Source organism: Leptolyngbya sp. NK1-12, assembly GCF_032598965.1.
Lineage (GTDB): Bacteria > Cyanobacteriota > Cyanobacteriia > Elainellales > Elainellaceae > Elainella.
Map to the genome: position 1 here is coordinate 5,448,961 of NZ_CP053586.1, position 25,033 is coordinate 5,473,993.

Here is a 25,033-nt window from a genome sequence, read left to right on the forward strand (position 1 = left end):
GGATTTACTGGATTAGCGCATAAATTGCTATTCTTCAGGCTTGCCAAATTACCGAAGATCGTCTAAGGCTTCGCCAAAATCCAGATAGCGGTCAATTCGGTATCGCAAGTAACCGTTTTCTTCTTCAATGAAGGAAAGCCTTTGTACTTTGGAATCGAGCCAATCAAAACGCTGCCAAAATTCTCGGAATTTGCTTTGGCAATGGGGGCACAACAATTCAACCTGATAGGCTTCCTGCCCAATTTCGTGAAGCTCTTTCCGAATCCTCGGCAAACTGTCTTGATCGCCCATTGCAATCTTCCTGAAGTAACGATTAGCCTACTCCAGAATTCTAGCTCAATTTTTCTTGATGAGGTAAGTTGCACCCTAAAGCTGAATCGCCTTAAGGCATCAAAGGTTTCGAAACCTAGTGAAGGTTCTAGATTCCAGGGTGCAACGTACCTGTGCCCAACGCCTTTTGGCATTGAAGATATGCACAAATTCATCATACCTTCCTCCTTTTACAGTGAATACGCCCCAATCTCTGCTGAATAGCCCCAGGCATCCGCCGGAGCGACCGGATAGCCCCGACATCGTTTCCAGCCTTTGGTTTGCTTGCTGTTCACGACCAACGGCACGGTATAGCGCGGCAGTAGTTTTGCCGGCAATTTCTCTACTGTTTTCACGTCCTGTTCTAGGAGCACGGTCGTGGTGTAGCCAGCTTGCCGCAGCGAGGTTGGATAGGTGCGCCACTCGCCATCAAGCCATACAGAGCCGTAATCTGGATGACCCTGTATCGCTGTTTGTGCTAGCCACCGTGCCAAATCTGCCTGACAGACTTCCTTGCCAAAACGTTGAACCAGGGCTGTCCCTGCATCAAGCTCATCCTGTGTGTAGGGGAATCCCACTTTTTCGTCGGGGTAAAACAACGCATCGAGCGCATGACCACAATAGCGACGATTCAGCCGTCCTAGCCGTTGGATCAATCCTGCTGGATCCGCAATTTGTGACACTAGCAAGGTGGCAGACAAATCTAATGACATCTCGGCAACCTGGGTAGCAATTGCCATAACCGGACCCGCTTGCCTAAACCGATCCACCACGTCCCGATGATGATTAACGCGATCACCATATTTATAGCGACTGTGATAGAGCAACGGTTTCAAGCCGCGCTGTTGAGCTTCCTGATAGACCGCGATTGCCGTGCTCACCTGATTACACACCCAGAGGATTTTGCCGCCCTGCTGAAACTCAGCTTTGACGCGATCCCAGTTTGGGGCATCAACATAATGAAACCAATACCGAGGCTGAATCTCCAGTTCCTTTGGTCCTTGAATCATCTGGACAGACTCACCTACAGTCGTTTCAATTGCCTTTACCTGCCAGGGCAGAAACGAGGCTGACATCAGCAGAATCGGTGCTTTTACAACTTCGAGGAATCGCAGCAGAGCGCCAAACAACTTGTCGTCATAGCAGTGCACTTCATCGAACACAAACGCAGCTTGGGCGATCGCTGGAAAACAATACATCGGGCGACGATTGCATTGCAGCAGTCCCAATACGGTGTCTACGGTGCAAATGCTGACCTTGGTGCTCCATGCCTTGAAGGATTCTAATTTCGTTTCCAGATCATCGTCATCGCCGGTTGAATGCAAGTCTAGATGTTCCAAGTCAACGGCGGCGCGAGTATGCAGTAAGGTGGAATCTACTTTATCGTGAACATAGTCGAGAAAGCCTTCGGTACTCGTACCCGTGGTGGGATAGCAGAAAAACAGCTTGCGCCCTATAGCATGGCGTTTTGCCCAGTTGTAGGCTCCTAGCGTTTTACCAGTGCCACAACCCGCTCGCGCCAGCGTTACCCGTGAGGTCGTGCTTTCTAACTGCTCTTGAAAGGGACGCAACGGGTCGCCCCGCAATCGCTCATCCACCACATGCTGTAGCTCTGGTTCCGTGAGCGTGTAGCGAATTTGAGTTTGAATCCAGGGTTTGATCGCTAAATCGTTGGCTGGTAGTGCCGAACCGCTCGTATCGCCTGCCACAAGCAACGCTTTGACAACTGCTGTCAGGATTGGATCGGCATCCCAGGTGGCGAACTCTTGTAAGAGCTGTTGCCGCCGCTGCTTCAGGTCTGCAATGGTCCAGGTTGTCGGTAAGGTTTGCGGCAGGTTGGCAGCCAGTCCACAAATCTTCTGTCCGTAGCGCAGTAGCCCGGTGAAGTGTTGATGGTTCGTGTACAGCAAAACGCGATCGCCCCTAGTCCATGCATCCACTCCGGAATTGCGAATTTCACCTACCTGATCGGTTTGTTTGCCGCCTTCACCACCCAGCTTGAGGTGATGTCCGCCTGCGGCTGCCAGCGCAATCTCAAAATCTCCATCACCGCTTGCTAACCAGTCACGCATTTCCCATGCCAGCAAGACCGACAATGCCTCATGTCGCATAAGCTGTGGATTTTCGATTGGGTTTTTCAGCTTGTAAACAACCGCCTGAAAATGGTCGTTGGCTTTGCCTAAATCATGCAGAAATGCTGCTAACCGAGCTGTTGCCCGTAGCGTTTCGCGTTTTTGCTGCAACCCAAACTGATTGATTAATTCGTTCCCCAACTCATCGATTAGCGTAGTCACGGCTTCAACCACAGATGCCGTATGCCCAGCTAAGGTATATGCTCCTTTCCAGGGGGTTTCCTTTGATTTTGCCAGCAGCAATTTCGGACGTAAGGGTTGATGCTTCACAGAGCGCTTAACTATCATTGGCTTCCTCCCGCACTGGGTAAAACCAACCACAACCAAAATGCTGCCGCCCTCCTAGCCCATGCCATTGCAGCTTTAGCGAATCGTCGTCGCTCAGCCCTTCGACAATCACACCGTAGCCCAGGATTTTCTTGTCTTTAACTTGCAGCGTTCGTCGAGCTAAATCCCCTGCTGCTGTGCTGTCAATTGAGGCTTGGGCACGAATTTCTAAGCGTTCTAATCCTTTTTTACAGGATTCCAAAAAGTAGTACGGCACCTCTGCATGGTCAATTGCCTCTAGCTTAAATGTGACCAATCGGGCCTTGAGCGTATCGCTGGGTTGGGGCAACGTCAGCCGAGGCTGAACCAATCGAATCAAATGCCCGCGAATATCAAGCACCTGATTTTGCAGCAGGCGATACCAGAATTGCACCTGCTCAGCCGGACATCTTAACCGCATTCGTGAACCGCGATGCAAATAAATCATGCCATCTTTATCAGGAATGCCAGGGATGCTGCACAGTCGAACATCGGCTGGAAGATTGATGGGAATTACTGATTCCTCTGATTGCTGATTTTTCTGAGCGTAGCTCGGTAGCAATTGTTTCACGGCTGAATAGAGCGCATAGCTATGATCTGCCGGTAATGTTCTTCCCCGTAGAGCAAATTGAACCTCTAGAAAATTCACGTTGAATCTCCTTCTGCACTGACAAATTTGAATCGCTGACTCACTGCTTTTCGCTTCTCTACCGACCCCCCCACCTTCGAGAATTCCCGCTTCATCGTTTCTTCACACATGTCCTTCGCTTCACCTCCATCACCTCCAGAATGGTAAAGGTTAGATCAGGAAAATTGCTGACATTCTACGCTTCACCGGTCCGTGGTGGTCGCATCGTTTGCAGCATGGTTTACCTCGTATTGGCAATACATAACAGCAACTTCCTCGCGCACCATTTGCACCAACTCTGGTGGAGCTTTCACGATTGCCCCTTTCCCATATCCCAGCACCCATCGCTTCAGATCGTTCAGTCCGCGGACGACCAGGTGCAGCGTCATCGAGCCGTCTGGGTGTTCCTGGATGTCCTGACTCGGATGCCAGCGGCGCTCTCGCACATAGGGAGCCGTCTTGGCGTCAAACCAAATCACCACCGACTGCGGTATACCGCCTGCCTCGTGCTGAAAGATTAGCGCCAGATGGTCTTTGGCATCAAAGGTGGGGTCGGGGACAAAGCTTTCCTGCAAAACAGTGAGCGCCTTGATTCGGTCTACCCGAAACCAGCGAATCTCCTGCCGCTGATGGCAGAAGCCAATCACGTAAGGGTTTGTACCTCGATAGATGTGCAGGATATAGGGGTCCAGCTTGCGTTCAGAAGTATGGTCGCGGCTGGCGGTGTAGTAAGTCATCTGCACGGTTTTTTGCGTGCGGCAAGCTGTTTCTAACTGGTGCCAGACATCCGGGTCAAGGTCGATTGTGGCTCCAGCACGAAACAAAATGCGTTCATCTGCAACCTGCTGAAGATCGACCCAGCTTTGTTCGGGCAACCGTTCCGCCAGTCGAGAAATTGCTGAGCGCAGTTCGGTGGCATAGGCAGACCCCGCATAGGCTTCGAGCATCCTGGCTCCTAGCGTCAGGGCAAACAGTTCGCCTTGGCTGAGGGTAATGGTCGGCAACCGCCATGCCGGGTCAGTGTAGTAGTAGCCTTGCGTTTTGTTGAATTCCAGCGGTGCGTGGTAGCGGTCGCGCAGAAAAGCGAGGTCACTGCGGATCGTGCGTTCGCTGACTTCTAAGGCAATAGCCAGAGTTTCAGCTGTGTGTCGTTCGCGGGAGCGCAGCAGAGCATCGAGCTGTAGGAGGCGTTCGAGGTGGCGAGACATGGTTCATATTGTTGAAGCTGCTCCTATCCTAGAGAAGCAACCCGGCAAAAATGCTGCCGCCTTGCAAAAGAGATGCAAAGTTTTTGAAAATTTTGGCTCTGGGCTGGCTCTTTTTTGTAGCTTGGCGTAGGTGATGCTGTGGATGTTCTGCGATTCGGGGGGATTTGGCTGCAATTTGGGGAGGAGCGATTAGGAACCACAGAGGCACGGAGGGCGTTTAATTTTTGTCTTGGCTTCTGCCTTCTAATCGACGCTGCCATTCTGCATCAATTTTGTCGGCTTGCAGTAGCTCCTGTTCGGTTAGCTCCTGTTCGGTGGTGTAGGCCAAATCGGCTTCGCTGACTACGGTTTCGGCGGCAAACTGGCGGGCAAAGCTGAGTTTTTGCTGCACCGTTTCGTCGGCTTGATTCAGAGCCATCGCTCGCAGTTGGCGCTGATCGTTGCGCGTTTCAATTTTGCGATTGCGGCGCTGAATCCAGAAATAGCGAGCGAGCGGAATGCCCAAGAAACCTGTGCCGTACCCCAGCAGTAGCCAGTAAATACTGGCAACAAAAGCCACCAAACCACCCAACTCCTGTGCGATCGCTCCATCCCCCAACAGTTGGCCCAGCGCCAGAGCGCCGATCAAGTTGATGCCGCCCAGCCCAATCGCCAAGATAATTTGACCGCTGCTGGCCTGACTGAAGCGCCACGGTAGTTCCTTTAAGTAGGCCGACACCGGATGTGGCTTGGAGCGAGTGGCGGTAACTTGCAGTTCCGGAAAGTAATAGACAATTTGACCGGTGGGGCTAACTTCTGGCCGTCCGTTGAAGCGGCTGAGCACCGGCAACATGTAGTCTTCGTATTCTTGTTGCGACTGATGGCCCAAATCATCCAGGTAAGGGGCAATCTGTTCCGCGACGACAGCTCCACCATTATTGCGAATCACGCTAGCAATCGTTTGCCAGCGGCGTTCGTCTAGATCCGCATTGGGGTTGCCATCGCCAAACAGAAACGAGAAAATCGCCTCCAGGAAATTCATCGATTGGTTAGATTCATAGCCTCGGCTGCCGCGTTTGACAGCACGTGGTCGCCCGTAGCGGCGCGGGCCGTAATAGTCTGGCATGAAGAAAAAGAACCAATTTCCGCCAAACCCACCTGTTGGAATGAATCCTCCCCCGGAGTCACCGCCGCCACTGTCGCCATCGCGACTGCTGCTCAGCGCCACCAAAATGATCATGATCGCGATCCCGATCAGCGCAATCGAGGCAATTAAATAGATCCCAAAGGAAATTCGAATCAAGTAGAAAATGAAATTCCAAACTTTCCCAAGCCGCTCTTGCCAGCGCAGTCGCCAAGATTTGCTGCGGAGAATGTCGCGAAAATGGCGCGGAAACAAGTAGGCAATCTCGCCAGATTCCGTTACCTGCATGTGACCGCCTGCTTCCGAGGCCAAAGCTAGCAGATCGCGTTCAACCAGTTTGACATCTAGACCAGCCTGCGAGGCAACATCACCTGTTGTCACCCGGTAGCCTAGCGTTTCAACGGCCCGCATAATGGCGGGATTTGCAGCCATACTCATCGTCGAGAGTCCTTGAAGGGATATCTACCTCCAGTATAGGAGTCTCGATTTTGAACGTCCGGCCAGCTGCCTACCCGAAAACTTCTTTCGAGTTTTGAAATTCAAAAACTTTGGCGAATTTGCAGATAGGGCCTAAAGAAGCAGGGAAGTCCGAGATAGCAGGCTCCGACCTCCCTACGCTGTAGATGCACCCTGATTTGGTTGCGAGATTCAACATCAGAACATTCTCTGAGGTGGTAATCCGCTTCCGTGTTCTCACGTGAGTAGTATCTCGGTTTTTACAAGACAAGGGAGTGATAGCCCCAACATGATTCCTGTGATTATCCTGCGACATCCAGGTGACAGGACGGTCCAACTCGTGTGATTAAACGGAACTGAATTTGTGATTCCGGTCACGACCTGCGAAATTGATTTGAAAAACGTCGCATTGGGACGGTCTTGCGGGACACGTTCCACCGAAACGTTCTTATGGGACACATTGTATTGGAACGTTCTTATGGGAGACGTTCCATCGGAACGGGTTTATGGGAGACGTTCCATCGGAACGGGTTTATGGGAGACGTTCCATCGGAACGGGTTTATGGGAGACGTTCCATCGGAACGTTTCTACTAGAAATGCACTATGACGGGGGTGCCGATGCTGGCCCAATTGAATAACCATTCGGCATGATTGACTGCTACATTCACACAGCCATGGCTGACTGGGGTGCCAAAACGATGATGCCAATAGGCACCATGAATCGCGTAGCCGCCGTAGTAATACATCGTAAACGGCACATCGGGAACATCGTAGTCGTCTCCCTGCATCCGGGCTGTGCGGTGTTTTGACTGAATTGTGTAGGTACCGGGCGGTGTGGGATGGTCATCTGTGCCAGTGGAAACAATCACAGCATAAACGGGGACTCCGCCTTCCCAGGCAATCAGCCGCTGCGTACTCACATTCACCTCAATCCAGCGGGTTGAAGACTGTTTTAAGGCGGCCATTTTGGTGTCGGTGGTTGTTTCAGCTTGAACGGGCACTATTTCATGAGCGATACTAGCCCCCCAGATCAACAGCGATAGCCCTAGCATGGCTGCGGTCGGTCCCAGTTGATGCTTGGAATGAGTGCGGCTAGTCATGGTCTTCTGCGGAACTGCCTGAGCGATATGGAGCAATATGGAGCGATATACATCAATTTTGCTAGATCAACCGGAATTTTGCACTTAAAGAGCTAATTTTTTGCTTGAGTGTGTTTTGACCAGTTGAAGCATATTTTGTAGATTGAGGCTTCGCGTCACCGTTCTTCAGTTAACCGCCGAGTAATATTACCTTTAGCATTAACTAAATTATTCTAGTTTGATTTTGCTCTGTATCATATTTCTTGCTAAGGCTGATGCAGTGATTGGGGTCAAGATTCTTACACCAGAAGCGGCAGGTGAAATTACCCTGCATGTAATAATGCTGGTGTTACTTGTCGGTCCGATATTACAGCCTGCCAATCGTTTACCAGAAATTGTGCAATTCTTGAAAGACTTAAGTCTGACCTATGCTCCATCGACCTTGCAGCAAACTCGGTCGAAAGCTATGACTTAGGAATTGACTAATTTATTGGTTGATTTATTGGTGGATTCGAGAAAAGTCTTGTATTATTAGTGTAACCTGAAATAATACAATCTACTTTGACCACTCTTTTGCTCATTTTACTGCTATTCCCTAGACTAGGACTGTCCCGATTATCCTCTTACTAGCCGGAGCGCCTTAGTCGGCGTTACTCTAGGCTCTGAACTCTAGACTCTGACTGCTGCGCAACTGACCTATCCGCCATTGACCGCTCCCGCTGGTGGTAGTTCACCACCCAGAGAAAGGATTTTGTTTGCCATGAGATCTATTCCGTCTACTCAAGCTGGGTCTGAAAAGCAATCGGCTGAAATGAGCGTGCAACAAATTTTTGGGCGCAGTGTGGCACTAGTGCTGCGAGCAGCTCCGCGAGAACTGATCAATCTACTGCTGCTGAACTTAGTGCTGGGAGCAGGTCCTTCGATTGCACTCTATTTTGGCAAAGTTGTAATTGACGAAGTGATCCGATTACTGACGGTGAATACAACCGATGATCCTCTGTCTATTTTGCTGAATAATCAGCTGCTGCTGACAGCGATCGTGATCACGATTCTGTTGAATATTGTTGTAGATTCACTTCAACCAATTCAGACAAGCATTGTTGCCGCCCTGCGCGATCGAGTTAAAGGCTATGCTCAGGGACAAATGATCGAAAAAGTGGCAACCTTCGACGATATTGCTTTATTTGAGACACCAGAGCGGCTAAATCTGATCACATTAACGAAGGAAAAGAGCCTGCCGAAGCTGCAGGAAATTACATTCAAGCTGCTTGAGATCATGATCTCAATGTTGCGGTTTGTGCCGTCGGTGCTGCTGTCGGTGTCGATTGCCTGGTGGATTCCGTTAGTGCTTGTGGTCGGGTTTGTGCCAACGATGTATTTTGATGTTAAACATCACAGGCAAAGTTGGCGAATCGAAGAAACCCAGGCCAGTTTGTCTCGCCAAATGGAAATTTACGCCAAAGTTTTGACCGAGGATACCTATGCCAAGGAACTGCGGCTATTTTCGCTGCAATCGATTTTGCTGCAACGATGGCGCGATCGGTTTGAACAGATTTTTCAGGCTATGCAGCAGGTGCGGCGTCAGGGCGCGATTCAAACGATGATCTGGTCCTTAGTCAGCGGTGTTGGTGCAGCCATTCCCTATGTCTACATCATCCTCGGTGTGCTGGGGCGTCGCTATACTTTTGGCGATTTGGCTCTGTTTACCGGACTGATCCTGGAACTGCGGCAGAGCGTGTTTTTTCTGGTTTTTGCGTTCACCGGCCTCTATGATGCCTCGCTGGGCACTCGGCCCTTTTTTGAACTGCTAGATTTACAGCCACAGATTGTCAGTGGTCCTATACCTGAACCGCTCCGTCTATCGGCTTCAAGCACCAGCGGCATTCAGGTTAAAAATCTCAGTTTTACTTACCCCGGTAGCGACACGCCCACCCTACAGCACATCAGCCTGACGATTGCTCCCGGAGAAATGATTGCTCTAGTGGGTGAAAACGGAGCCGGAAAAACGACCCTAGCCAAACTGCTCTGTCGCCTCTATGACCCAACCGAGGGCGCAATTCTCTGGAACAATCACGACTATCGCGATCTAGATCTCAACGAACTGCGGGCAAAAATTGCGGTAGTGATGCAGGATTATGCTCGCTTTCCGGCCACGCTGCGCGAGAATGTTGGCTGGGGCGATTTGTTGCAACAAAATTCTGATCGCGCCATTCAAACGGTGCTGGAAGAAGCCGGAATCGCCCACCTGCCTCAAAAACTCAGCCATGGACTTGACACACCTCTAGGCAAACAGCTTGAAGAAGGCATTGATCTATCCGGCGGGCAGTGGCAGCGCATCTCCATCGCCCGATCTCTGCTGCGCTCCCAGGCAGAACTGCTGGTGTTTGATGAGCCGACTGCCGCCCTCGATCCGAAAAACGAACACGAACTCTATCAGATCTTCCGCACAATTGCCCAAGGCAGAATCACCATCGTGGTCAGCCATCGGCTTGCCCTCGCTAAGCTCGCCGATCGCATTGTTGTTCTGGAACAGGGCAAAATCCTGGAAATCGGAACCCACACCCAACTGATGGCAAACGGCCAGCGATACTGCGAGATGTTTACGCGACAGGCCAGCAGCTACCTGGAAACCTGAGGTAGAGGCACTGAGAGCAAAGGCATCAGTTCAAGCGCTGACCGATTTTGAGCAAATTCCCGTCCGGATCAACAACATAAAACTCTCGCATTCCCCACGGCTTATCGTCTAGATGACCAATACGAGGAATGCCTTTAGCAGGTAAAGATTGCAGCATAAACTCCTGAAACAGCTCATCTACATTTGTAACTCGTAAATAACATGCCGCGTAGGATTCACCAGGAACAATTTCAGGAAACAGGGAGAAATGCAGCTCAATGGTATCGCGACATAGAATCGCATACGTTTCTGGTGATCCAGAGACATATGCGAATCCCAATTTGCGATAGAACGCAATCGTTTCTGATAAGTTCTGAGAAGGCAGAATCGGAATGGCACAATTTTGCAACATATTCCTACGTGACATATTCCTACCGCATCACGCTCATGGTGTTTTTCCAGGAGAGTTCTTTGCAGAGAATTTCTAGTGCTCGTTGCTCTGAACCGGAGAACAACTGGCTATCGGCCAATTCCTTCAGCACTTGCTGGGTGAGCTGAGCCGCAAAGCTACCGCCAAACCGCAGCAAATGACTGTAGTAACAAAACTGAGGCTGTCCGGTTTCGTTCAGGTGGAATTGGTAAATTTCGTCCCGGCTCATCAAAAACGCCGGCGTATCAACTGGGACTACCACTCGTGGAATTCCGTGCGTGCCATGAGCTGATTTGCCCTTGCCAATCATCGCCCCAATTAAGACTACCCCAAGCAACGTGCGGGTTTCTAGAATCAAATCAGGCGCAAACACGGGATCCGGCTCACTGGATAGGCGCGGCCCGTTGCTGAGAAACATTGGGTTAAACAACTGAGAATTGTAGATCACCCCCACCGCCCAATGACGGTCGCTCGGCTTTTCCAATTTCACAAAACAACCAAAGCCATAGTCATCTGCCTGAGGGGGATGGATCACATCCATCTGATCATCGACCTGAACCACATAATCACAATGAGAGTTTGACTTGACTACTTTGCCCAAACGCATGTAGCGTCTCCTCAACGTTAACGACTCCATCACTGGCGTTGCCGCAAGTTGAGAATCATTATATCCAGCTCTAGTTCGCAGATAAACTAGTAATCGTAAACTTTGGGTTAGCTCATAGACCATTACCCGTAAGAGCACGGAAGCTTCTGCCTTTACTTCACCAGCGTTAGAGCGACCAATCCTGCAAGGTCAACTTCATGACTGACGCGAGGATGCAAGCGCCGCCGCAGCGAAACATGATCGGTGTCGAGAATGTAGCGAATCGAGAATGTAGCGAATCACGATGGCTTAGAATCCAGCGAATCCAATTCTGCATTCACTTCACGGCGAAACTCTTTAACGTACTCGTCTATTTCGTCTAACAGCGGATGCTGGCGGTAAAAGTCACGATATTCGTCAATTTCGGTCTGGTTATCGAGATAGAAACTGAGGGCATCAAACACCTGAGCCGTTGTGACAAATGAAATTTTTCGATAGATTTGCTCTGGCAGAGTTCCAGCCTTCCACGCCTCCACAAGATCGCGCACAGCCACGCGAGTCCCGACGATAATCGGTTCCCCTTGCAAAATCTCTGGATCGCGGGTGACGTAGCGGGACGTGGTGGTTCTGGGCAGGGTTCTGGTCATTGCAGTCGGGTTGTGGGAGTTTTACAGGAATGCTGGCAATCGATGCTACGCTCATGCTATTGCATTATTTTGGCTCAGTTCTGAAGCAGATGCTCAATCAGCTCAACCACTCCTGCTCCGCGAGCCTGTGAGGCGATCCAGTTGGCTTGGGCTTTCACTAGAGGCAGCGCATTGGCAACCGCTGCTGCAAAACCGCATACTTCTAAAAAGTGGCAGTCGTTTTCTGCATCGCCAACGCCGACTACTTGGGCCGGGGCCAGGTTTAATTCCGGCAGTACAGCTTTTAAGCCAAAGGCTTTGTCCACACCCTGGGGTAAAATCATTACCGCTCGTTTGTTGAGGATGATTTGTAGCGGTAGGCCCATTTCCTGGATCAACTGTTCGGCTTCCTGTTCGTAGGGCTGCCAGGTTGCTACGATAATTCGTCCCTGGGCAAAGGGATCAAGCTGTCCGGTCTGGATCTGTTGGCCGAATTCTCCAGAGGGGGCTGCTCCAAAGATCCGGGAGCCGGTACCAATTCGGGTACGCAACTGCTGCACAAACTCTGGCGGTGGCGGTGTGGTCAGCAACTTCACCTCAGCTTGGCCTGGATCATAGAGCACAGCTCCGTTTTCAGCCACCAGCCAGTCAAACAACTCCAGCGGCGCGTACTGGGGCAAAATCGTCAGCAGATCATCCAACATCCGTCCCGTGACCAGAATCAGATGCCGTCCGGTGGCTCGCCAACGTTCTAGGGCCACTAGGGTTTCTGGTTCAACTCGACCTTCGGTAGCAAGGGTACCGTCGTAGTCGGTGGCGAGGGCGAGGTAGGACATGGGGAGTGGGGAGTGGGGGGTGGGGAGTGGGGAGTGGGGGGTGAGAGTGGATATGGCAGGTTAGGGTGGCGGGCTAAACTAATCCTGGTGTTTATTCCTGATCATTATCGCCTTTGTGGAGAAATTGTAGGATTTGTGGAGAAATTGTAGGAGTTGGGTGAAAGCTAATTATGATGAACGGAAAGCAGGTTTTGGTGACGGGTGGTACGGGTGGTTTGGGCTTGGGGGTGACGCCGCTGGTTTTAGCGCAGGGGGCAGCTTTGGTGACGATTCCCTATGTGAAGGCCCAGGAGGTGGAGCGACTGAAGGGGATTTTATCGCCGGCGGATCGGGCCAGAGTCCGCTTTGTGGAGGCGAACTTGGCGGATGAGACGGCAGTGGAACAGTTGGTAAACGGCATGGAACGGGTGGATGCCCTGATCCATCTAGTTGGAGGATTCTCGATGGGCAAAACCCACGAATATGCCTATGAGCAATGGAAACGGGATTTTGATTTGAATTTGAACACGGCGTTTCTGGCCTGCAAACACAGCCTGCGGCGGATGCTGGAGCAGAACTACGGACGGATTGTCACTGTGGGGTCGCGGGGAGCGGTGCAGCCGGGAGGCCAGTTGGCGGCCTATTGTGCTTCGAAAGCGGGCGTCGTGGCGTTGACTCAAGCCATTGCCGATGAAACCAAAGGCACCAATATCACAGCCAATGTGGTCCTGCCGAGCATTATTGATACACCCGCTAACCGAGCCGCGATGGGCAGCGAAAACGCCGGCCGGTGGGTGAAGCCGGAATCCTTGGGGCAGGTGATTTGCTTTCTGGCATCGGAGGCTGCCAAAGATCTGCGAGGAGCGGCGGTTCCGGTCTATGGCAGCAGCTAGTGGACTTTAGTTCACCTCGTTGATCAGCAATTCTCCCTCTTGCTCTACTTTGCGCTTGCGATCGCGGAGCATCATGCGTGCCCGCCAGCGACGAATGGCAATAGCGGCCCGCACAATCGGCGGCAGATAGCCGTTACGAGCCAATAGCGCAGCTTCGTCGGGTAATTCTGAGAGGCGCGGTTGAATATGCAAACAGTCGGAGAGTTTGCCCAAATATGGCTCTAGGTTGAGGATGCGCAGAATCTCATCGGCCGATTGGTAGCGATCGCGGACCGATACCTTCAACATCTTGTCGAGAATTTTGCCGAAATGCTCGCTGACCGTAACATAGTCTTGCCAGTTGACTTCGCCAGTAGCCGAATCGTAGCTGAATTCCATCGGCGGTTTGCCCGTCAGCATGTACAAACAGGTAACACCCAAGGCAAAGATGTCGCTGGAGTAGGTAGCTCGCAGAGCGAGTTGTTCGGGTGGTGCAAAGCCTAAAGTTCCAACAAAGTGGGTCGTGGTGCCCCGCTGGGTGCTCTGGCTTACCTGCACAAACTGCTCTTTCACAGCCCCAAAATCGATCAGCACCAAGCGGCCATCATCTTGACAGCGAATGATGTTGGGGGGTTTAATATCGCGGTGGATCACCTGATGCTCGTGGATGTAGCTCAGTACCGGCAGGATCTCGCGCAGGAACTGTTTCACTTCTAGCTCCGAAAGGGTGCCCTTGCTCTTGATCTCTTTGGCGAGCGTGCGGCCACGGATATACTCTTGCACGAGGTAAAATTCACCATCCACCTGAAAATAATCGAGCAGACGTGGAATTTGGGCGTGGCTTCCCAATTGGCTGAGGATCTTCGCTTCTCGCTCAAACCGTTGGCAGGCCCGTTGCAGCACGACCGGATTACTCACCTTGGGACATAAAAGCTTGATCACACAAACTGGTGAGTTGGGCAGTGATGCGTCCTTAGCAAGATAGGTGACACCAAACCCGCCCCGTCCTAAGGTTCGCAGAATTTGGTAGCGGTTGCGGAAGAGCTGGTCAGTGCCGCAAATTTGGGCCAGTTGGGTCTGATATTGAGGGTTGGCACGCAGCTTATCTAACTTGGGAATGGATGAATCCATTGGCGACTCAGAGTAGAAATTAGGTCAAAAGATCTTTGCCTAGTAGATGCTAACGATTGGATTACAGTTGTTGGGTCCAGTTACCGATTACAGAGGATCCTAAGGCAATTACAGTGGGAGAGACAGTTACTTGAACAGTTACTTGAATTGAGGTCAGCGACTTTGCACCCGCTTCCAGCATACAAACCTGTATCTAAATTGTCCTGTCTTAACTGGCAATATAGCATCAGTACTTCTGGTGACTTCATAAAGACACAGTGAAGTCTGCACTAAACCTATGCATAGGTCCTAGTACGGATAAAATCCACCGACAGCTGTAGCGTTGTTTCTTGCTTTCACCGTGGAATTGCCGGCTTCGGGAGTGGTTGAAGTCATAGCGTAAAAATCAACAAGAGCTGGGGTTCTCCTGGTATAGCTTTAGTCACATAAGTTAGGGCACGGACATTTTTGTGGGGGCGCTCCGCGCCCCCACAAAAATGTCCGTGCCAAACTGACTATTGCTAATTTGACGGCGGTTTTCCAGCCATGAAACCTGGGATTAAAATTTCTACTGCAGGATTTTAATTTTTACCGTTTCTAAACAATCGCTTTGTTAAGGGCGTAACCAAAAATCTGTCACATCGTAGCTCAGTTCAGCCAGCATTTGCCGCAGCAACGGTAAGCTCAGACCAATCACGTTACTATGACAGCCGTTAATTTTTTCGATGAACAACCCTCCCCGACCCTCTAAGGCAAAGCCGCCCGCGCACTGTAACGGTTCACCACTTGCCACATAGGCTTCGATCTGGCGCTCGCTTACCAGCGCAAACTCCACCTCAGTCACTTGGCATTGTACTAGCTTGCGTTGCTGGACCTGGTCAATCAAAACATGGCCAGTAAAGAGTTGGCCCGTCTGTCCTCGCATCTGTTGCCATCGTTCGATTGCTTCTCTGGGGTTGGCCGGTTTGCCATAAATTTCGCCTTGAAAGGCCAGTACTGAGTCGCAGCCCAAAATTAGTGCGCCATTGAATTCAGCCGCCACTGCTGTTGCTTTTCCGTCTGCCAAGGTCTGGACTAAGTCCTGTGGAGAGGCCAGCTGCACTTGAGCCTCGTCGAAGTGACTGGGATGCACGATCGGTTCGATGCCCGCTTCGCGCAGCAAACGCAGCCGCGCCGGAGACGCAGAGGCTAGGACAAAGGAAGGAATGCCCATAAGAAACTGCTAGCTGTTTCAGCAAATAAACCTGAACTAATAGATTTGAACTAATAGACTCGAACTAATAAACCGAAAAAGAGTTGACCACTTTGCGAAATAGGTCCTGAGCTTTTTCCCAACGCTGCTCGCTGGTTGAGAGGTTGAAGGTAAATAGCTTGCCGCGTCGCACCACTACGCTAGCCAAGGTATGGCGCAACTGTTGGCTGGGCAGTTTAATGGCGTACTCCAGCAAGTAATACAGCTCATCGCCAACTTGACGGCTCTCAGCGCTGATCAATTCGGCTTGCCGGCCCGAATCCGGGGGTGCAATGGCATTTTTAGACAGGCGATAGCCCACTTCGGTTGGGGTGCCTAGTTCGGTGAGGGTTTTGTTATCAGAGATGGGGTTAATCACCACGCTGACGTTCTCTAGCTCCTCAATCAGGTCATGGAGAACCACATCTGGACCGTTGTTGACCTTTACTTCCACCCATCCGTTCGGGTAGAGAAACTCATAGCCCTGATAGGTATTGACATAGCTTTTGAGGTTTAGCGATGCCGGAGTACAGCTCTGCAAACTCAAACCCACAATGGCCAGCAGTACGATTGCAATTCGCTTCAGCATGTCGCTTCCCAAAATGTTCCCAGTTGATTTTACTGCTTTCCGGGACAGTGTGGGATAGCTCTTTTCCTGTTTTAAGTCGCACTCCAATCTGGGCAATGACTATCTTCTAGCCAACCGTAAGGATGAAAGCCGCAGACTAGCATGGTCCGATTCTCGCGACTGTAGCCGTAGGCAATACCGTGGTAGTTAGCACAGTTCTGACAGGCTTTGGGACGACTGAGGGCTAGGTCTTTAAATCCAAGTTGGGAGCGTAGAATGTGCTGTTTACTTTGAGTGCGATGCCACTGCGCATGACTCGCTTTTCTGAACAGATAGTTGGCCGTTTTGAACGGGTTAGGGGTAGCATCCATAGGGTTTAGGAGGAGCGAGGAGGATATTTAGCACCGATTGCAAGATTTGCTAAAGAAATGGTTAATGAAAGTTAAATCCAAAGCTCCTGAGCCTGTAAGTCAATGAACTTAGTCAATCAGCGATGAGCAACGCTTGCTGGTCTTGATTATGGGAACTTTGCAGTCTGGACCTGGTCAGATAGGAATTTCAGACAGGAACTAAAGCGGCTCTATGACAAAGCAAATTTATAACAAAACAAAATTGCACTGAAAAGCCACAGGCTCAGCTATTGCAGCTATTGCAGATCCAAAAACTAGCGGCTAGAGAGCTGAAGGATGTTAAGCAATTAGGCTCAAGCAATCTCAATTACAGCCGAAGCCAAAACTCGCAACAAGTGCCTTAAGACGGATCTACTTCCTCTTTAGCTTTCTTTCAACATCCCTGTCAATTCAATTTATTCCAGCGCAATCAAGTGCAATTAGTTGTAACGGGTGTTGTAAGGGATGCAATCTGGCTAGCACAATTCAGCTAGCAGTTCAGCTAGCAGTTGCAAAGGGGAACTACAAACCTGGCTTGGCCTGCAAACAGGCATTCAGATCGAGCTGGGCTAGCTGCTCATAGGCATTGCTAATGGCCCGCTGACCGCGCAGGAAGCCAGTATTAGCTCCTGGACAGATGGCGCTGAGGGTTGCGGCTGTGAACCGCTGGCGCAGGTTTTCTACGTTTTGAATTTGCCTGGGCCAGTGGAAGGTTTTAGCAATGCGCAACGGCACCGGTTGACCTTGCGCATTGGGCAGCAAATGCCGTCCGGTAAACAAAATTCCACCGTAGTGGCGGTGGTATAAACAGGCAGAACCGGGAGAATGGCCGCAGGTCCAAATGGCCTCGCTGTTGGGACTGAGCTGAAAGGCGTGCTGGAAGACGGTTAACTCTAGTCCGGGCAACAGATAGGCTTCCTGCTCCTGCACTAGAATTTGGCACTGAAATGCCTGCTGAATTTCTTTTACTTTGCCCATGCCGCCGCGATGGGTGAGAAATAGCCAACGCATTCCGCCTTGAGCTTCGATAAATTCACGATTGACCTCATCCCAGGCTGGACAGTCGATCAAAATATTGCCGGTGGGTTCGAGCAGCAGATAGGCTGTGCCCCCCATGGTGTCACGGTTAGGAGGAAAGGCAAAAATAGTCGGGAAAACGGTCCGGGGTTGTTTGCCGGTTGTTGCCGTGGCCGGTGGCTCGATGCGGGCATCCGGTTTGGTTTCTGGGTTTTCGGCTTGGGTACTGGAAGGATTGCCCAGTGTTGATTCAGGCCCGAATTCAGAGGGTAAAGAGAAGGGGTGATTCATGCATCAATGGCCAATGATTTCAGCGGATTATGGGCGGTTTATCAGCAATCGCTCACTGAAAACTTTCCAGAAAAATGCTGCGAACTGATGGGAAGCGGTATCCTGGAATCAATGGCTGATGGATCGGGCTGATTAATTGCTAATCATTAATGCTAATTAATTGAGCTGATTTATTGTAAGCCTAGGCTGACCGAATTTGAGATCGCAGCATGATTCTGTTTTGGCTAGTTTTGCTAGGACTTCTGACCTACTTTATTGTGCAACGGAGCGTGGCAAATGTCACCAAAACGCCCGTTTGGCTACTGTGGGTGGTGATGATGATGCCTGCTTTTGTCTGGACAGCCTGGGTGATCTTCAATCAGGACGATCAGCGAATTCCACTCTTGTTGCTGATTGTGCCATTTATGATCAGTTCGGTGCTGTATTTGCTGCTGGTGCAGTGGGGGCGTCCGGCTCAACCCTCTGCTAAACCTTCGACGCCTCAGTCCGACGTGCAGCCAGAGTTTCAGATGAGTCCTCTAGAGAAGCGTCCAACGTTGCGTCCGATTAACAAGGAAGAAGAAGCCGAGCTGCAGAACTGCTTTCCCTGGACCGTTTACTATTTGCAGGCCATTGAGCACAAACCACAGGCGCTGATCTGTCGGGGCCAACTGCGTGCCTCACCGGATGTCGCCTACAAAACGGTACGGGAAAATGTAGAAGCTTACTTTGCCGATCGGTTTTTAGTGGTGTTCCAGGAAGGCTTGAACGGTAAGCCGTTTTTTGCACTGGTGCCCAACCCGCAAGCTCGTTCAGCTGAGACTCCAACTCGTGATACGCAGCTAACTCGTCCGGGGATTGCTTTGGGCTTGCTGCTGGCCACCTTGCTGACGACAACCCTGGCGGGTGCGCTAATGGCCAATCCAGAATTAACCACGCCTCCTGACTGGACGATTCTTGGGTCAGGTTTGCCCTATGGCCTTTCCCTGATGGCAATTTTAGGTATTCACGAGTTGGGGCACTACCTTGCTGCCCGTCGCTATCGGATTCGGGCCACGCTGCCCTACTTTATTCCGGTGCCGCCAGCGATGATTTTTCCGTTTGGCACCTTTGGTGCCTTTATTCAACTCCGCTCCCATGTGCCGAACCGCAAGGCGCTATTTGATGTCGGTCTGGCAGGTCCCTTGGCTGGCTTTGTGGTGACAATTCCGATTCTGCTCTGGGGCTTGGCCCACTCCACTCCAGCACCCTTGACCGAAGAGTCGGGCATTTTGAACTTTGAATCGTTTCGGCCGTCGGCCTCATTGCTGCTGGCCGTGATGAGTAAGCTGGCCTTGGGAGATGCCCTGACGGCAGGCAGTGCGCTAAAGCTTCATCCTGTGGCGATTGCCGGCTGTTTGGGGCTAGTGATTACGGCGCTCAACCTGATGCCGGTGGGTCAGTTGGATGGTGGCCATATCGTCCATGCCATGTTTGGGCAGCGACGGGGAGCCACGATTGGTCAAATTGCACGGCTGCTGGTGCTGGGCTTGTCGTTCGTGCAGCGCGAGTTTTTGCTATGGGCAATTCTGCTGTTTTTTATGCCGGTGGTTGATGAACCAGCCTTGAATGATGTCAGTGAGTTGGACAACAAGCGTGACTTCTTGGGATTGTTAGCACTAGCTATTTTGGTGATGATTATTTTGCCAGCGCCGTATGCCGTTACGCAAATTTTGTTCTAGACTTCTCTAGCAATAGCGGTGTAGAAGTAAACCCATGACTCAGGATATCCGGCAATGGCTGGCGGAAATTAAAGCCCTACAGCAAAAGTTAGCCGAAGTGCAGCAGGAGCGCGACCAAGCCTACATCAGTGCTGCCAACTGGCGGAATTTGTACGAAACTGAGGCTAAGCAACGACGGGCTGATCTACAGGCAGCTCAGGATACTATTGCAGCCCTGCAAGTCGAACTGGCGGCCCAACAGCGGCCCACACCAGACGCCAGCAACTATGGAGCAATTTTGCACCAGCAGGTGGAGCAATGGCAGACTCCAGAAGAGCTAAAACCCCATTTGATGCAGGCTTTACTCGACTGTGACCGACTGGTGCAGGAGCTAGAAGCCGAACGGCAAGCCCACACCCAAACCCGTCAAGACTTGACCACCGCCCTTGGCGACACGATGGATCTGCTAGCAAAAGCCCGTGCCCGCAAGCAGGAACGCTCGGCCACCGTAATTCCGCTACACCGGGGAAATGAGCCTGCTCAGACGGCGGCTATAGGCCCATTACACGAGCCACAGCCACCTGATCCGGTGCAATTCCCGTCTTAAACTGGTTTTGGCAGTGTTTGATTGCCGTATCGGGGTCTTTGAGACCGTTGCCGGTCAAGACACACACCACGTTGGCCCCCGTCGGCACCTGGTCTTTCACCTTCAGCAAGCCTGCGACTGAAGCCGCGCTGGCCGGTTCACAGAAGATCCCTTCCTGGGCAGCCAGCATCCGATAGGCAGCTAAAATCTCTTCGTCGGTAACGGCATTGAACTGCCCCTGGCTGGCTTCCTGCACGGCAATCGCCTTATCCCAACTGGCCGGATTGCCAATCCGAATCGCGGTTGCCAGAGTTTCGGGATGCTCGATGGGATGGCCACTGATTAGAGGAGCCGCCCCTGCCGCCTGAAAGCCCATCATCCGGGGCAAGCGGTCGCTCAATCCCTCTTGGTGATACTGACAAAAGCCCATCCAGTAGGCGGTGATGTTACCAGCGTTGCCCACCGGGATGCAGAGCCAATCGGGAGCGGTACCCAACACGTCCACAATTTCAAATGCAGCGGTTTTTTGCCCCTCTAAGCGGTAGGGATTGACCGAGTTTACCAATGTGACCGGGTAGTGCTCTGCCATCTCCCGGACAATTTCTAAAGCCCGATCAAAATTTCCTTGAATCGCCAACACTTCTGCGCCATACAGCAACGCCTGCGCCAGTTTACCCAAGGCCACATACCCATCGGGAATCAGCACATAGGCCCGCATTCCGGCTCGTCGAGCATAGGCTGCCGCAGCGGCTGAGGTGTTGCCCGTACTGGCACAAATCACCACCTCTGCCCCGGCTTCCTTGGCCTTTGAGACCGCCATCGTCATGCCGCGATCCTTAAAACTGCCCGTCGGGTTCAGCCCATCATATTTGACCCACACCTGCACCTGACGCCCAATTTCTGCCGCAATCGACGGCACCGGAATCAGAGGCGTATTGCCCTCTAGCAGCGTTATTACCGGAGTTTGCTCGCTGACCGGCAGGTAGCGGCGGTAGGTCTCAATCAGCCCCTGCCAGCCGTTGGGGGACCGATAACTAGCGTTGCCCGAATTAAGCCAATTAACAGATGAAAGACTAGCAGTCACAGCGGTTTCCAATCCCTTTGCTCTAATTCAGAGTACCCTCTGAAACATCCTCCCAGTTTATCGCGAACCGTTTATTTAAAGGACTCAACTCTTAGCACAGCAATCTGCCGAATCTAGGTATGACCAGTCTAGCCATGTTGACCAGTCATCTTGATGAGTGCTGTGCACCTAGCCCTGAAGTAATTGAGGCGCGACTACCTCTATTCTGACTGCTCGGCTTGCTTTACTTCAGTGGGCTGCTGGATTACTTGCTCTGCTGCATCTGCCAGCATTTGATTCATCAGTTTGGGATAAATCAGCAGAAAGAATCCCATCCAGACAAGAACGGGCATTGCTACCAAACCAGTCAGCCAAACCCGATGCAGCCAAAACCAACTGCCGCTGATGATCAGCATACCTGTTAACAAAATTGACCAGGGCTGACACCACCAGGGTTTGTATTGCCAAATGCTAGTTCTCTCTAGGCCACTGCTCATTGACGCAATTGACGCAGATTGCGAAACAACATATCCATCATAGCCATGTGTGTCTGGGAATCAAACGATTCTGGAGGAACGCAGCCTCTAGAACTTGGCGGCTGGTATCGCAAAGTCACTTTCATAGAACTTGCTAGAGTTGCAAGTGCCAGAGTTGCAAGTGCCAGTTGCAAGTGGTGGTGGTCACAGGCGGGTTTCTGATGCTTGCAGCTGGCAGATCACAGTATGAGTTTTCTGATGCAACCGTGATACCTTTAAAGGCATTGTATCGTGTAGAAATAGCTGTTTATGCCGGAACCTAAACCGATTCTCAAACTCGATGCCGGAACCCTAGTGTTAATTGTGACGGCGCTTATCTTACTCCCCCTTCTGCTAACCGGATTTTTGTCACAGTAAATCACCCGATCAAAACTCCAGAAGCAGGTCTCAAAAACTCGCTTTGTCAGCGCTTAGAGCCAATAGCCTTGAAGCCAACGATAGATGATCGGGCGATCAGCAGGTAATTGCGTAAAGATGATTGCAGATATAACCTAAAAGATGCCAATTAAAATTACGAAAACAGACAAGCAAAACAAGCCTAGCAGTGTTGCAAAGATAATTTCGTAGGGTGCGTGGTTGACCTGTTCGAGATATTGATTCACTTTTTGATCATTCGGTTCAGGGTGCCAAATCATGGGTTTCATAATTCCCCCTTACCTGGTGCTCAGGTATATGTATTGATAATTGCAGTTTAAACGGTGACTCGAATTTTGCTGAGATCGCTGCGCGAATCTTAATGCTTGTTGGCAAAAATTGATGTAGTTTGATTGAGGATATTCTCGATCACAAAAAAATAATAAGGGGCAGGTATTTTGCCTACCCCACAAAAAGCTAACTGCGATTACGGCTGACTATGTGCCGCTTCGGTTTTAGCGATGGTCAGCAGGGTTTTCAGCACCGAGTCGGGGTTGAGGCTAATCGAATCAATGCCCTGTTCCACCAAAAAGGCGGCAAACTCCGGATAGTCGCTGGGAGCCTGTCCGCAGATGCCCACCTTGCGTCCCTTGGCCTTGGCTTTTTCGATCACCCGCTTCACCATCACCTTCACCGCTTCGTTGCGTTCATCGAACAGGTGAGATACCAGGGCCGAATCTCGATCTAAACCAAGAGTGAGCTGGGTTAAATCGTTGGAGCCAATCGAGAAGCCATCAAACACTTCGCTGAATTCGTCGGCCAAAATCACGTTGCTCGGCAGTTCGCACATCACATAAATCTGCAAGCCATTTTCACCGCGCACCAAGCCGTGCTTAGCCATCTCCGCCTGCACCTTGCGGCCTTCTTCGGGCGTGCGGCAGAAGGGAATCATCGGAATCACGTTGGTCAGGCCCATTTCATCCCGGACTCGCTTAAAAGCACGGCACTCCAAGCCAAAGGCGTCGGCATAGTTGGGGTCATAGTAGCGCGAGGCGCCCCGCCAGCCCAGCATCGGGTTTTCTTCTTCTGGCTCAAACTCGCGTCCGCCGATCAGGTTGGCATATTCGTTGCTCTTTAGGTCCGACATCCGCACCACGACCGGATTGGGATGGAACGCAGCGGCCAACATCCCAATCCCTGATGCCAGCTTATCGACAAAGTAATCGGCGTAGTTGGAATAGAGCCATGCTAACTGGCTGATTTCCCATTTGGCTCCCTTGTCTTTGAGCTGGTCGAAATGAAGCAGGGCCAGCGGATGCACCTTGATGTGGTTGGCAATAATAAACTCGGTGCGGGCCAGACCCACGCCGCTGTTGGGAATCATCGACAGGCGAAAGGCTTCCTGCGGATTGCCCACATTCATCATCACCTTCGTGCGGGTTTGGGGCAGCTCATTCAGCTGAATTTCCTGGACTTCAAATGGCAGTAGCCCCTGATAGACGCGACCTTCTTCGCCTTCTGCACAGGAGACGGTAACTTCTTGCTCATCATCGAGCAGTTCTGTAGCGTGATCGCAACCCACAATCGCCGGAATCCCCAACTCTCTGGCAATAATCGCCGCGTGGCAGGTGCGTCCGCCTTGGTTGGTGATCACGGCGCTGGCTTTTTTCATGATCGGCTCCCAATCTGGGTCGGTGCGTCCGGTCACCAGTACCTCGCCCTCGCGAAACTCATCCAGCTTGCGCACATCTAAAATCACCCGCACTTTGCCCTGACCGATCATCTCGCCAACAGCCCGCCCCGTCAAAATCGGTTTTGCTTTAGGTGGAGCGCTGAGCTGATAGGTTCTGAGCACATTGCTGGATTTTTGGGAATGGACCGTTTCCGGACGTGCCTGCACTACAAACAGCTCGCCGGTTTGACCATCCTTGGCCCACTCGATGTCCATTGGCGTATAGACACCCCGCACTGCCGAATAGTGCTCCTCGATCGTGCAGACCCACTCGGCCAACTGAAGAATCTCAGCGTTGTTGAGCGCATACTGGCCCTGCTCGGACTTGGGCACCGGCACGTTGATCGTGGGTCGGCTGCCGCCAATGTTGTAGACCATTTTGATTTCTTTGCTGCCCAGTCGCTTGTCGAGAATCGGGCGAAATCCTTGCTTCAGCGTGGGTTTGAACACAATATACTCATCGGGATTCACCACACCCTGCACCACGTTTTCACCCAAGCCATAGGCGGCTGTAATCAAGGCAGCATTACGAAAGCCGGTTTCGGTATCGATAGAGAACATGACGCCAGAGGTGGCTAAATCCGAGCGCACCATTTTCTGCACCGCGACCGATAGCGCCACATCGAAATGATCAAAGTTCTTGATGGTGCGGTAGGAAATAGCCCGGTCCGTGAATAGCGAGGCAAAGCACATATGGCAGGCTTCTAGCACGCCGCGAATCCCATGTACGTTCAGGTAGCTCTCCTGCTGACCGGCAAAACTGGCATCGGGCAAATCTTCTGCTGTAGCGCTAGAACGAACCGCGACATCCACGCCGGTATGATAGCTACGGCAGGCTTCCCGCTCTTGGCCTTGCAGATCATCACAGGGGGCTAAACTGACGCCATAGCGCTCGCTCAACTGCACATAGGCTTCTACAATCTCGGTTTCGAGTTCGGCGGGAAAGGGCGTATCCAAAATCATTGTGCGGGCCTGTCTGCCGCGCTCCCGCAGGTTGTCGATATTTTCCACATCCAGGTCAGCCAAAAGCTGGCGCAACCGTTTTTCTAAGCCAGACTGCTGGATGAAATAGCGAAACCCATAGGCCGTAACGGCAAAGCCAGTGGGTACATTCACTCCCTTGGGCGTGAGCTGCTGAATCATTTCTCCTAGCGAAGCATTTTTACCACCCACTAAACCCACGTCTTCAATACCGACCTGATCAAACCAGAGGATAAATGCCTGATCTTTAGCAGTGGCTGGAGAAGACGACTGGGAAGGATGAGCTATGAACATGGATTGACTCCTAAATT

Annotated in this window: 24 protein-coding genes; 6 read left to right on the plus strand and 18 right to left on the minus strand. The window is 51.5% G+C overall.

Annotated elements, in window-relative coordinates:
- Positions 1 to 48: 48 nt before the first annotated feature.
- The 4 genes from HJG54_RS23125 to HJG54_RS23140 all read right to left on the minus strand — a co-directional run bounded on the left by HJG54_RS23125 (position 49) and on the right by HJG54_RS23140 (position 4,583).
- The gene (locus HJG54_RS23125) at positions 49 to 291 is read right to left on the minus strand and encodes a hypothetical protein (RefSeq protein ID WP_316431608.1); all 243 of its coding nucleotides are present in this window, start codon (positions 289 to 291) and stop codon (positions 49 to 51) included.
- 209 nt (positions 292 to 500) lie between these two features.
- On the minus strand, positions 501 to 2,729 hold the full coding sequence (gene cas3, locus HJG54_RS23130) for a CRISPR-associated helicase Cas3' (protein WP_316431609.1): 2,229 nt from the start codon (positions 2,727 to 2,729) through the stop codon (positions 501 to 503).
- Positions 2,719 to 3,396, minus strand: coding sequence for a type I-MYXAN CRISPR-associated protein Cas6/Cmx6 (cas6, locus tag HJG54_RS23135; protein ID WP_316431610.1), 678 nt, complete (start codon positions 3,394 to 3,396; stop codon positions 2,719 to 2,721). The genes cas3 and cas6 overlap by 11 nt, the downstream gene beginning before the upstream one ends.
- Before the next feature lie 182 nt (positions 3,397 to 3,578).
- Positions 3,579 to 4,583, minus strand: a complete 1,005-nt coding sequence (locus tag HJG54_RS23140) for a helix-turn-helix transcriptional regulator (RefSeq protein ID WP_316431611.1) — start codon at positions 4,581 to 4,583, stop codon at positions 3,579 to 3,581.
- Between HJG54_RS23140 and HJG54_RS23145 the strand changes: the two genes are divergently transcribed.
- Positions 4,582 to 4,713: a hypothetical protein gene (locus tag HJG54_RS23145; RefSeq protein ID WP_316431612.1), complete on the plus strand. Its 132-nt coding sequence runs from the start codon at positions 4,582 to 4,584 to the stop codon at positions 4,711 to 4,713. The two genes, HJG54_RS23140 and HJG54_RS23145, sit on opposite strands and share 2 nt — an antisense overlap.
- Positions 4,714 to 4,800: 87 nt before the next feature.
- Here the strand turns inward: HJG54_RS23145 and HJG54_RS23150 are convergent, their stop codons facing one another.
- Positions 4,801 to 6,144, minus strand: coding sequence for a hypothetical protein (locus tag HJG54_RS23150; protein ID WP_316431613.1), 1,344 nt, complete (start codon positions 6,142 to 6,144; stop codon positions 4,801 to 4,803).
- Positions 6,145 to 6,753: 609 nt separating this feature from the next.
- Complete coding sequence (locus tag HJG54_RS23155; protein WP_316431614.1) at positions 6,754 to 7,263, minus strand: L,D-transpeptidase; 510 nt, start codon at positions 7,261 to 7,263, stop codon at positions 6,754 to 6,756.
- Between the two features lie 259 nt (positions 7,264 to 7,522).
- On the opposite strand from HJG54_RS23155, the gene HJG54_RS23160 reads away from it, so the two are divergent.
- Complete coding sequence (locus HJG54_RS23160) at positions 7,523 to 7,717, plus strand: hypothetical protein (protein ID WP_316431615.1); 195 nt, start codon at positions 7,523 to 7,525, stop codon at positions 7,715 to 7,717.
- A gap of 285 nt (positions 7,718 to 8,002) precedes the next feature.
- Complete coding sequence (locus HJG54_RS23165) at positions 8,003 to 9,877, plus strand: ABC transporter ATP-binding protein (protein WP_316431616.1); 1,875 nt, start codon at positions 8,003 to 8,005, stop codon at positions 9,875 to 9,877.
- Positions 9,878 to 9,902: 25 nt separating this feature from the next.
- Here the strand turns inward: HJG54_RS23165 and HJG54_RS23170 are convergent, their stop codons facing one another.
- From HJG54_RS23170 to HJG54_RS23185, 4 genes are all read right to left on the minus strand, one after another.
- Positions 9,903 to 10,283: a bleomycin resistance protein gene (locus tag HJG54_RS23170; protein ID WP_316431617.1), complete on the minus strand. Its 381-nt coding sequence runs from the start codon at positions 10,281 to 10,283 to the stop codon at positions 9,903 to 9,905.
- A 4-nt stretch (positions 10,284 to 10,287) separates the two neighbouring features.
- On the minus strand, positions 10,288 to 10,893 hold the full coding sequence (locus HJG54_RS23175) for a hypothetical protein (protein ID WP_316431618.1): 606 nt from the start codon (positions 10,891 to 10,893) through the stop codon (positions 10,288 to 10,290).
- Positions 10,894 to 11,171: 278 nt separating this feature from the next.
- Complete coding sequence (locus HJG54_RS23180; RefSeq protein ID WP_316431619.1) at positions 11,172 to 11,519, minus strand: DUF433 domain-containing protein; 348 nt, start codon at positions 11,517 to 11,519, stop codon at positions 11,172 to 11,174.
- Between the two features lie 74 nt (positions 11,520 to 11,593).
- Positions 11,594 to 12,334, minus strand: coding sequence for an HAD family hydrolase (locus HJG54_RS23185; protein WP_316431620.1), 741 nt, complete (start codon positions 12,332 to 12,334; stop codon positions 11,594 to 11,596).
- Positions 12,335 to 12,504: 170 nt separating this feature from the next.
- Between HJG54_RS23185 and fabG the strand changes: the two genes are divergently transcribed.
- Positions 12,505 to 13,206: a 3-oxoacyl-ACP reductase FabG gene (fabG, locus tag HJG54_RS23190; protein ID WP_316431621.1), complete on the plus strand. Its 702-nt coding sequence runs from the start codon at positions 12,505 to 12,507 to the stop codon at positions 13,204 to 13,206.
- 6 nt (positions 13,207 to 13,212) lie between these two features.
- Here the strand turns inward: fabG and HJG54_RS23195 are convergent, their stop codons facing one another.
- The 5 genes from HJG54_RS23195 to HJG54_RS23215 all read right to left on the minus strand — a co-directional run bounded on the left by HJG54_RS23195 (position 13,213) and on the right by HJG54_RS23215 (position 17,791).
- On the minus strand, positions 13,213 to 14,316 hold the full coding sequence (locus HJG54_RS23195) for a serine/threonine-protein kinase (protein ID WP_035998144.1): 1,104 nt from the start codon (positions 14,314 to 14,316) through the stop codon (positions 13,213 to 13,215).
- A gap of 592 nt (positions 14,317 to 14,908) precedes the next feature.
- Positions 14,909 to 15,508 carry a Maf family protein gene (locus HJG54_RS23200; protein WP_316431622.1) on the minus strand — a complete coding sequence of 200 codons (600 nt, stop codon included), beginning with the start codon at positions 15,506 to 15,508 and terminating at the stop codon, positions 14,909 to 14,911.
- Positions 15,509 to 15,572: 64 nt separating this feature from the next.
- Positions 15,573 to 16,115: a photosystem II reaction center PsbP gene (gene psbP, locus HJG54_RS23205; RefSeq protein WP_316431623.1), complete on the minus strand. Its 543-nt coding sequence runs from the start codon at positions 16,113 to 16,115 to the stop codon at positions 15,573 to 15,575.
- A gap of 71 nt (positions 16,116 to 16,186) precedes the next feature.
- A complete protein-coding gene (locus tag HJG54_RS23210; RefSeq protein ID WP_316431624.1) occupies positions 16,187 to 16,465 on the minus strand; it encodes a hypothetical protein in 279 nt (92 codons plus the stop codon).
- A gap of 540 nt (positions 16,466 to 17,005) precedes the next feature.
- Positions 17,006 to 17,791: an MBL fold metallo-hydrolase gene (locus tag HJG54_RS23215; RefSeq protein ID WP_316431625.1), complete on the minus strand. Its 786-nt coding sequence runs from the start codon at positions 17,789 to 17,791 to the stop codon at positions 17,006 to 17,008.
- A 209-nt stretch (positions 17,792 to 18,000) separates the two neighbouring features.
- Here HJG54_RS23215 and HJG54_RS23220 point away from each other — a divergent pair, with 209 nt between their 5' ends.
- Together HJG54_RS23220 and HJG54_RS23225 are read left to right on the plus strand one after the other, a co-directional pair.
- The gene (locus HJG54_RS23220) at positions 18,001 to 19,491 is read left to right on the plus strand and encodes a site-2 protease family protein (RefSeq protein ID WP_316431626.1); all 1,491 of its coding nucleotides are present in this window, start codon (positions 18,001 to 18,003) and stop codon (positions 19,489 to 19,491) included.
- Between the two features lie 34 nt (positions 19,492 to 19,525).
- Positions 19,526 to 20,077: a hypothetical protein gene (locus HJG54_RS23225; protein ID WP_316431627.1), complete on the plus strand. Its 552-nt coding sequence runs from the start codon at positions 19,526 to 19,528 to the stop codon at positions 20,075 to 20,077.
- Here the strand turns inward: HJG54_RS23225 and thrC are convergent.
- From thrC to ppsA, 3 genes are all read right to left on the minus strand, one after another.
- Complete coding sequence (thrC, locus tag HJG54_RS23230; RefSeq protein WP_316435661.1) at positions 20,022 to 21,062, minus strand: threonine synthase; 1,041 nt, start codon at positions 21,060 to 21,062, stop codon at positions 20,022 to 20,024. The genes HJG54_RS23225 and thrC overlap by 56 nt on opposite strands.
- Positions 21,063 to 21,340: 278 nt before the next feature.
- The gene (locus HJG54_RS23235; RefSeq protein WP_316431628.1) at positions 21,341 to 21,616 is read right to left on the minus strand and encodes a DUF6737 family protein; all 276 of its coding nucleotides are present in this window, start codon (positions 21,614 to 21,616) and stop codon (positions 21,341 to 21,343) included.
- Positions 21,617 to 22,496: 880 nt separating this feature from the next.
- Complete coding sequence (gene ppsA, locus HJG54_RS23240) at positions 22,497 to 25,016, minus strand: phosphoenolpyruvate synthase (protein ID WP_316431629.1); 2,520 nt, start codon at positions 25,014 to 25,016, stop codon at positions 22,497 to 22,499.
- Positions 25,017 to 25,033: the final 17 nt, after the last annotated feature.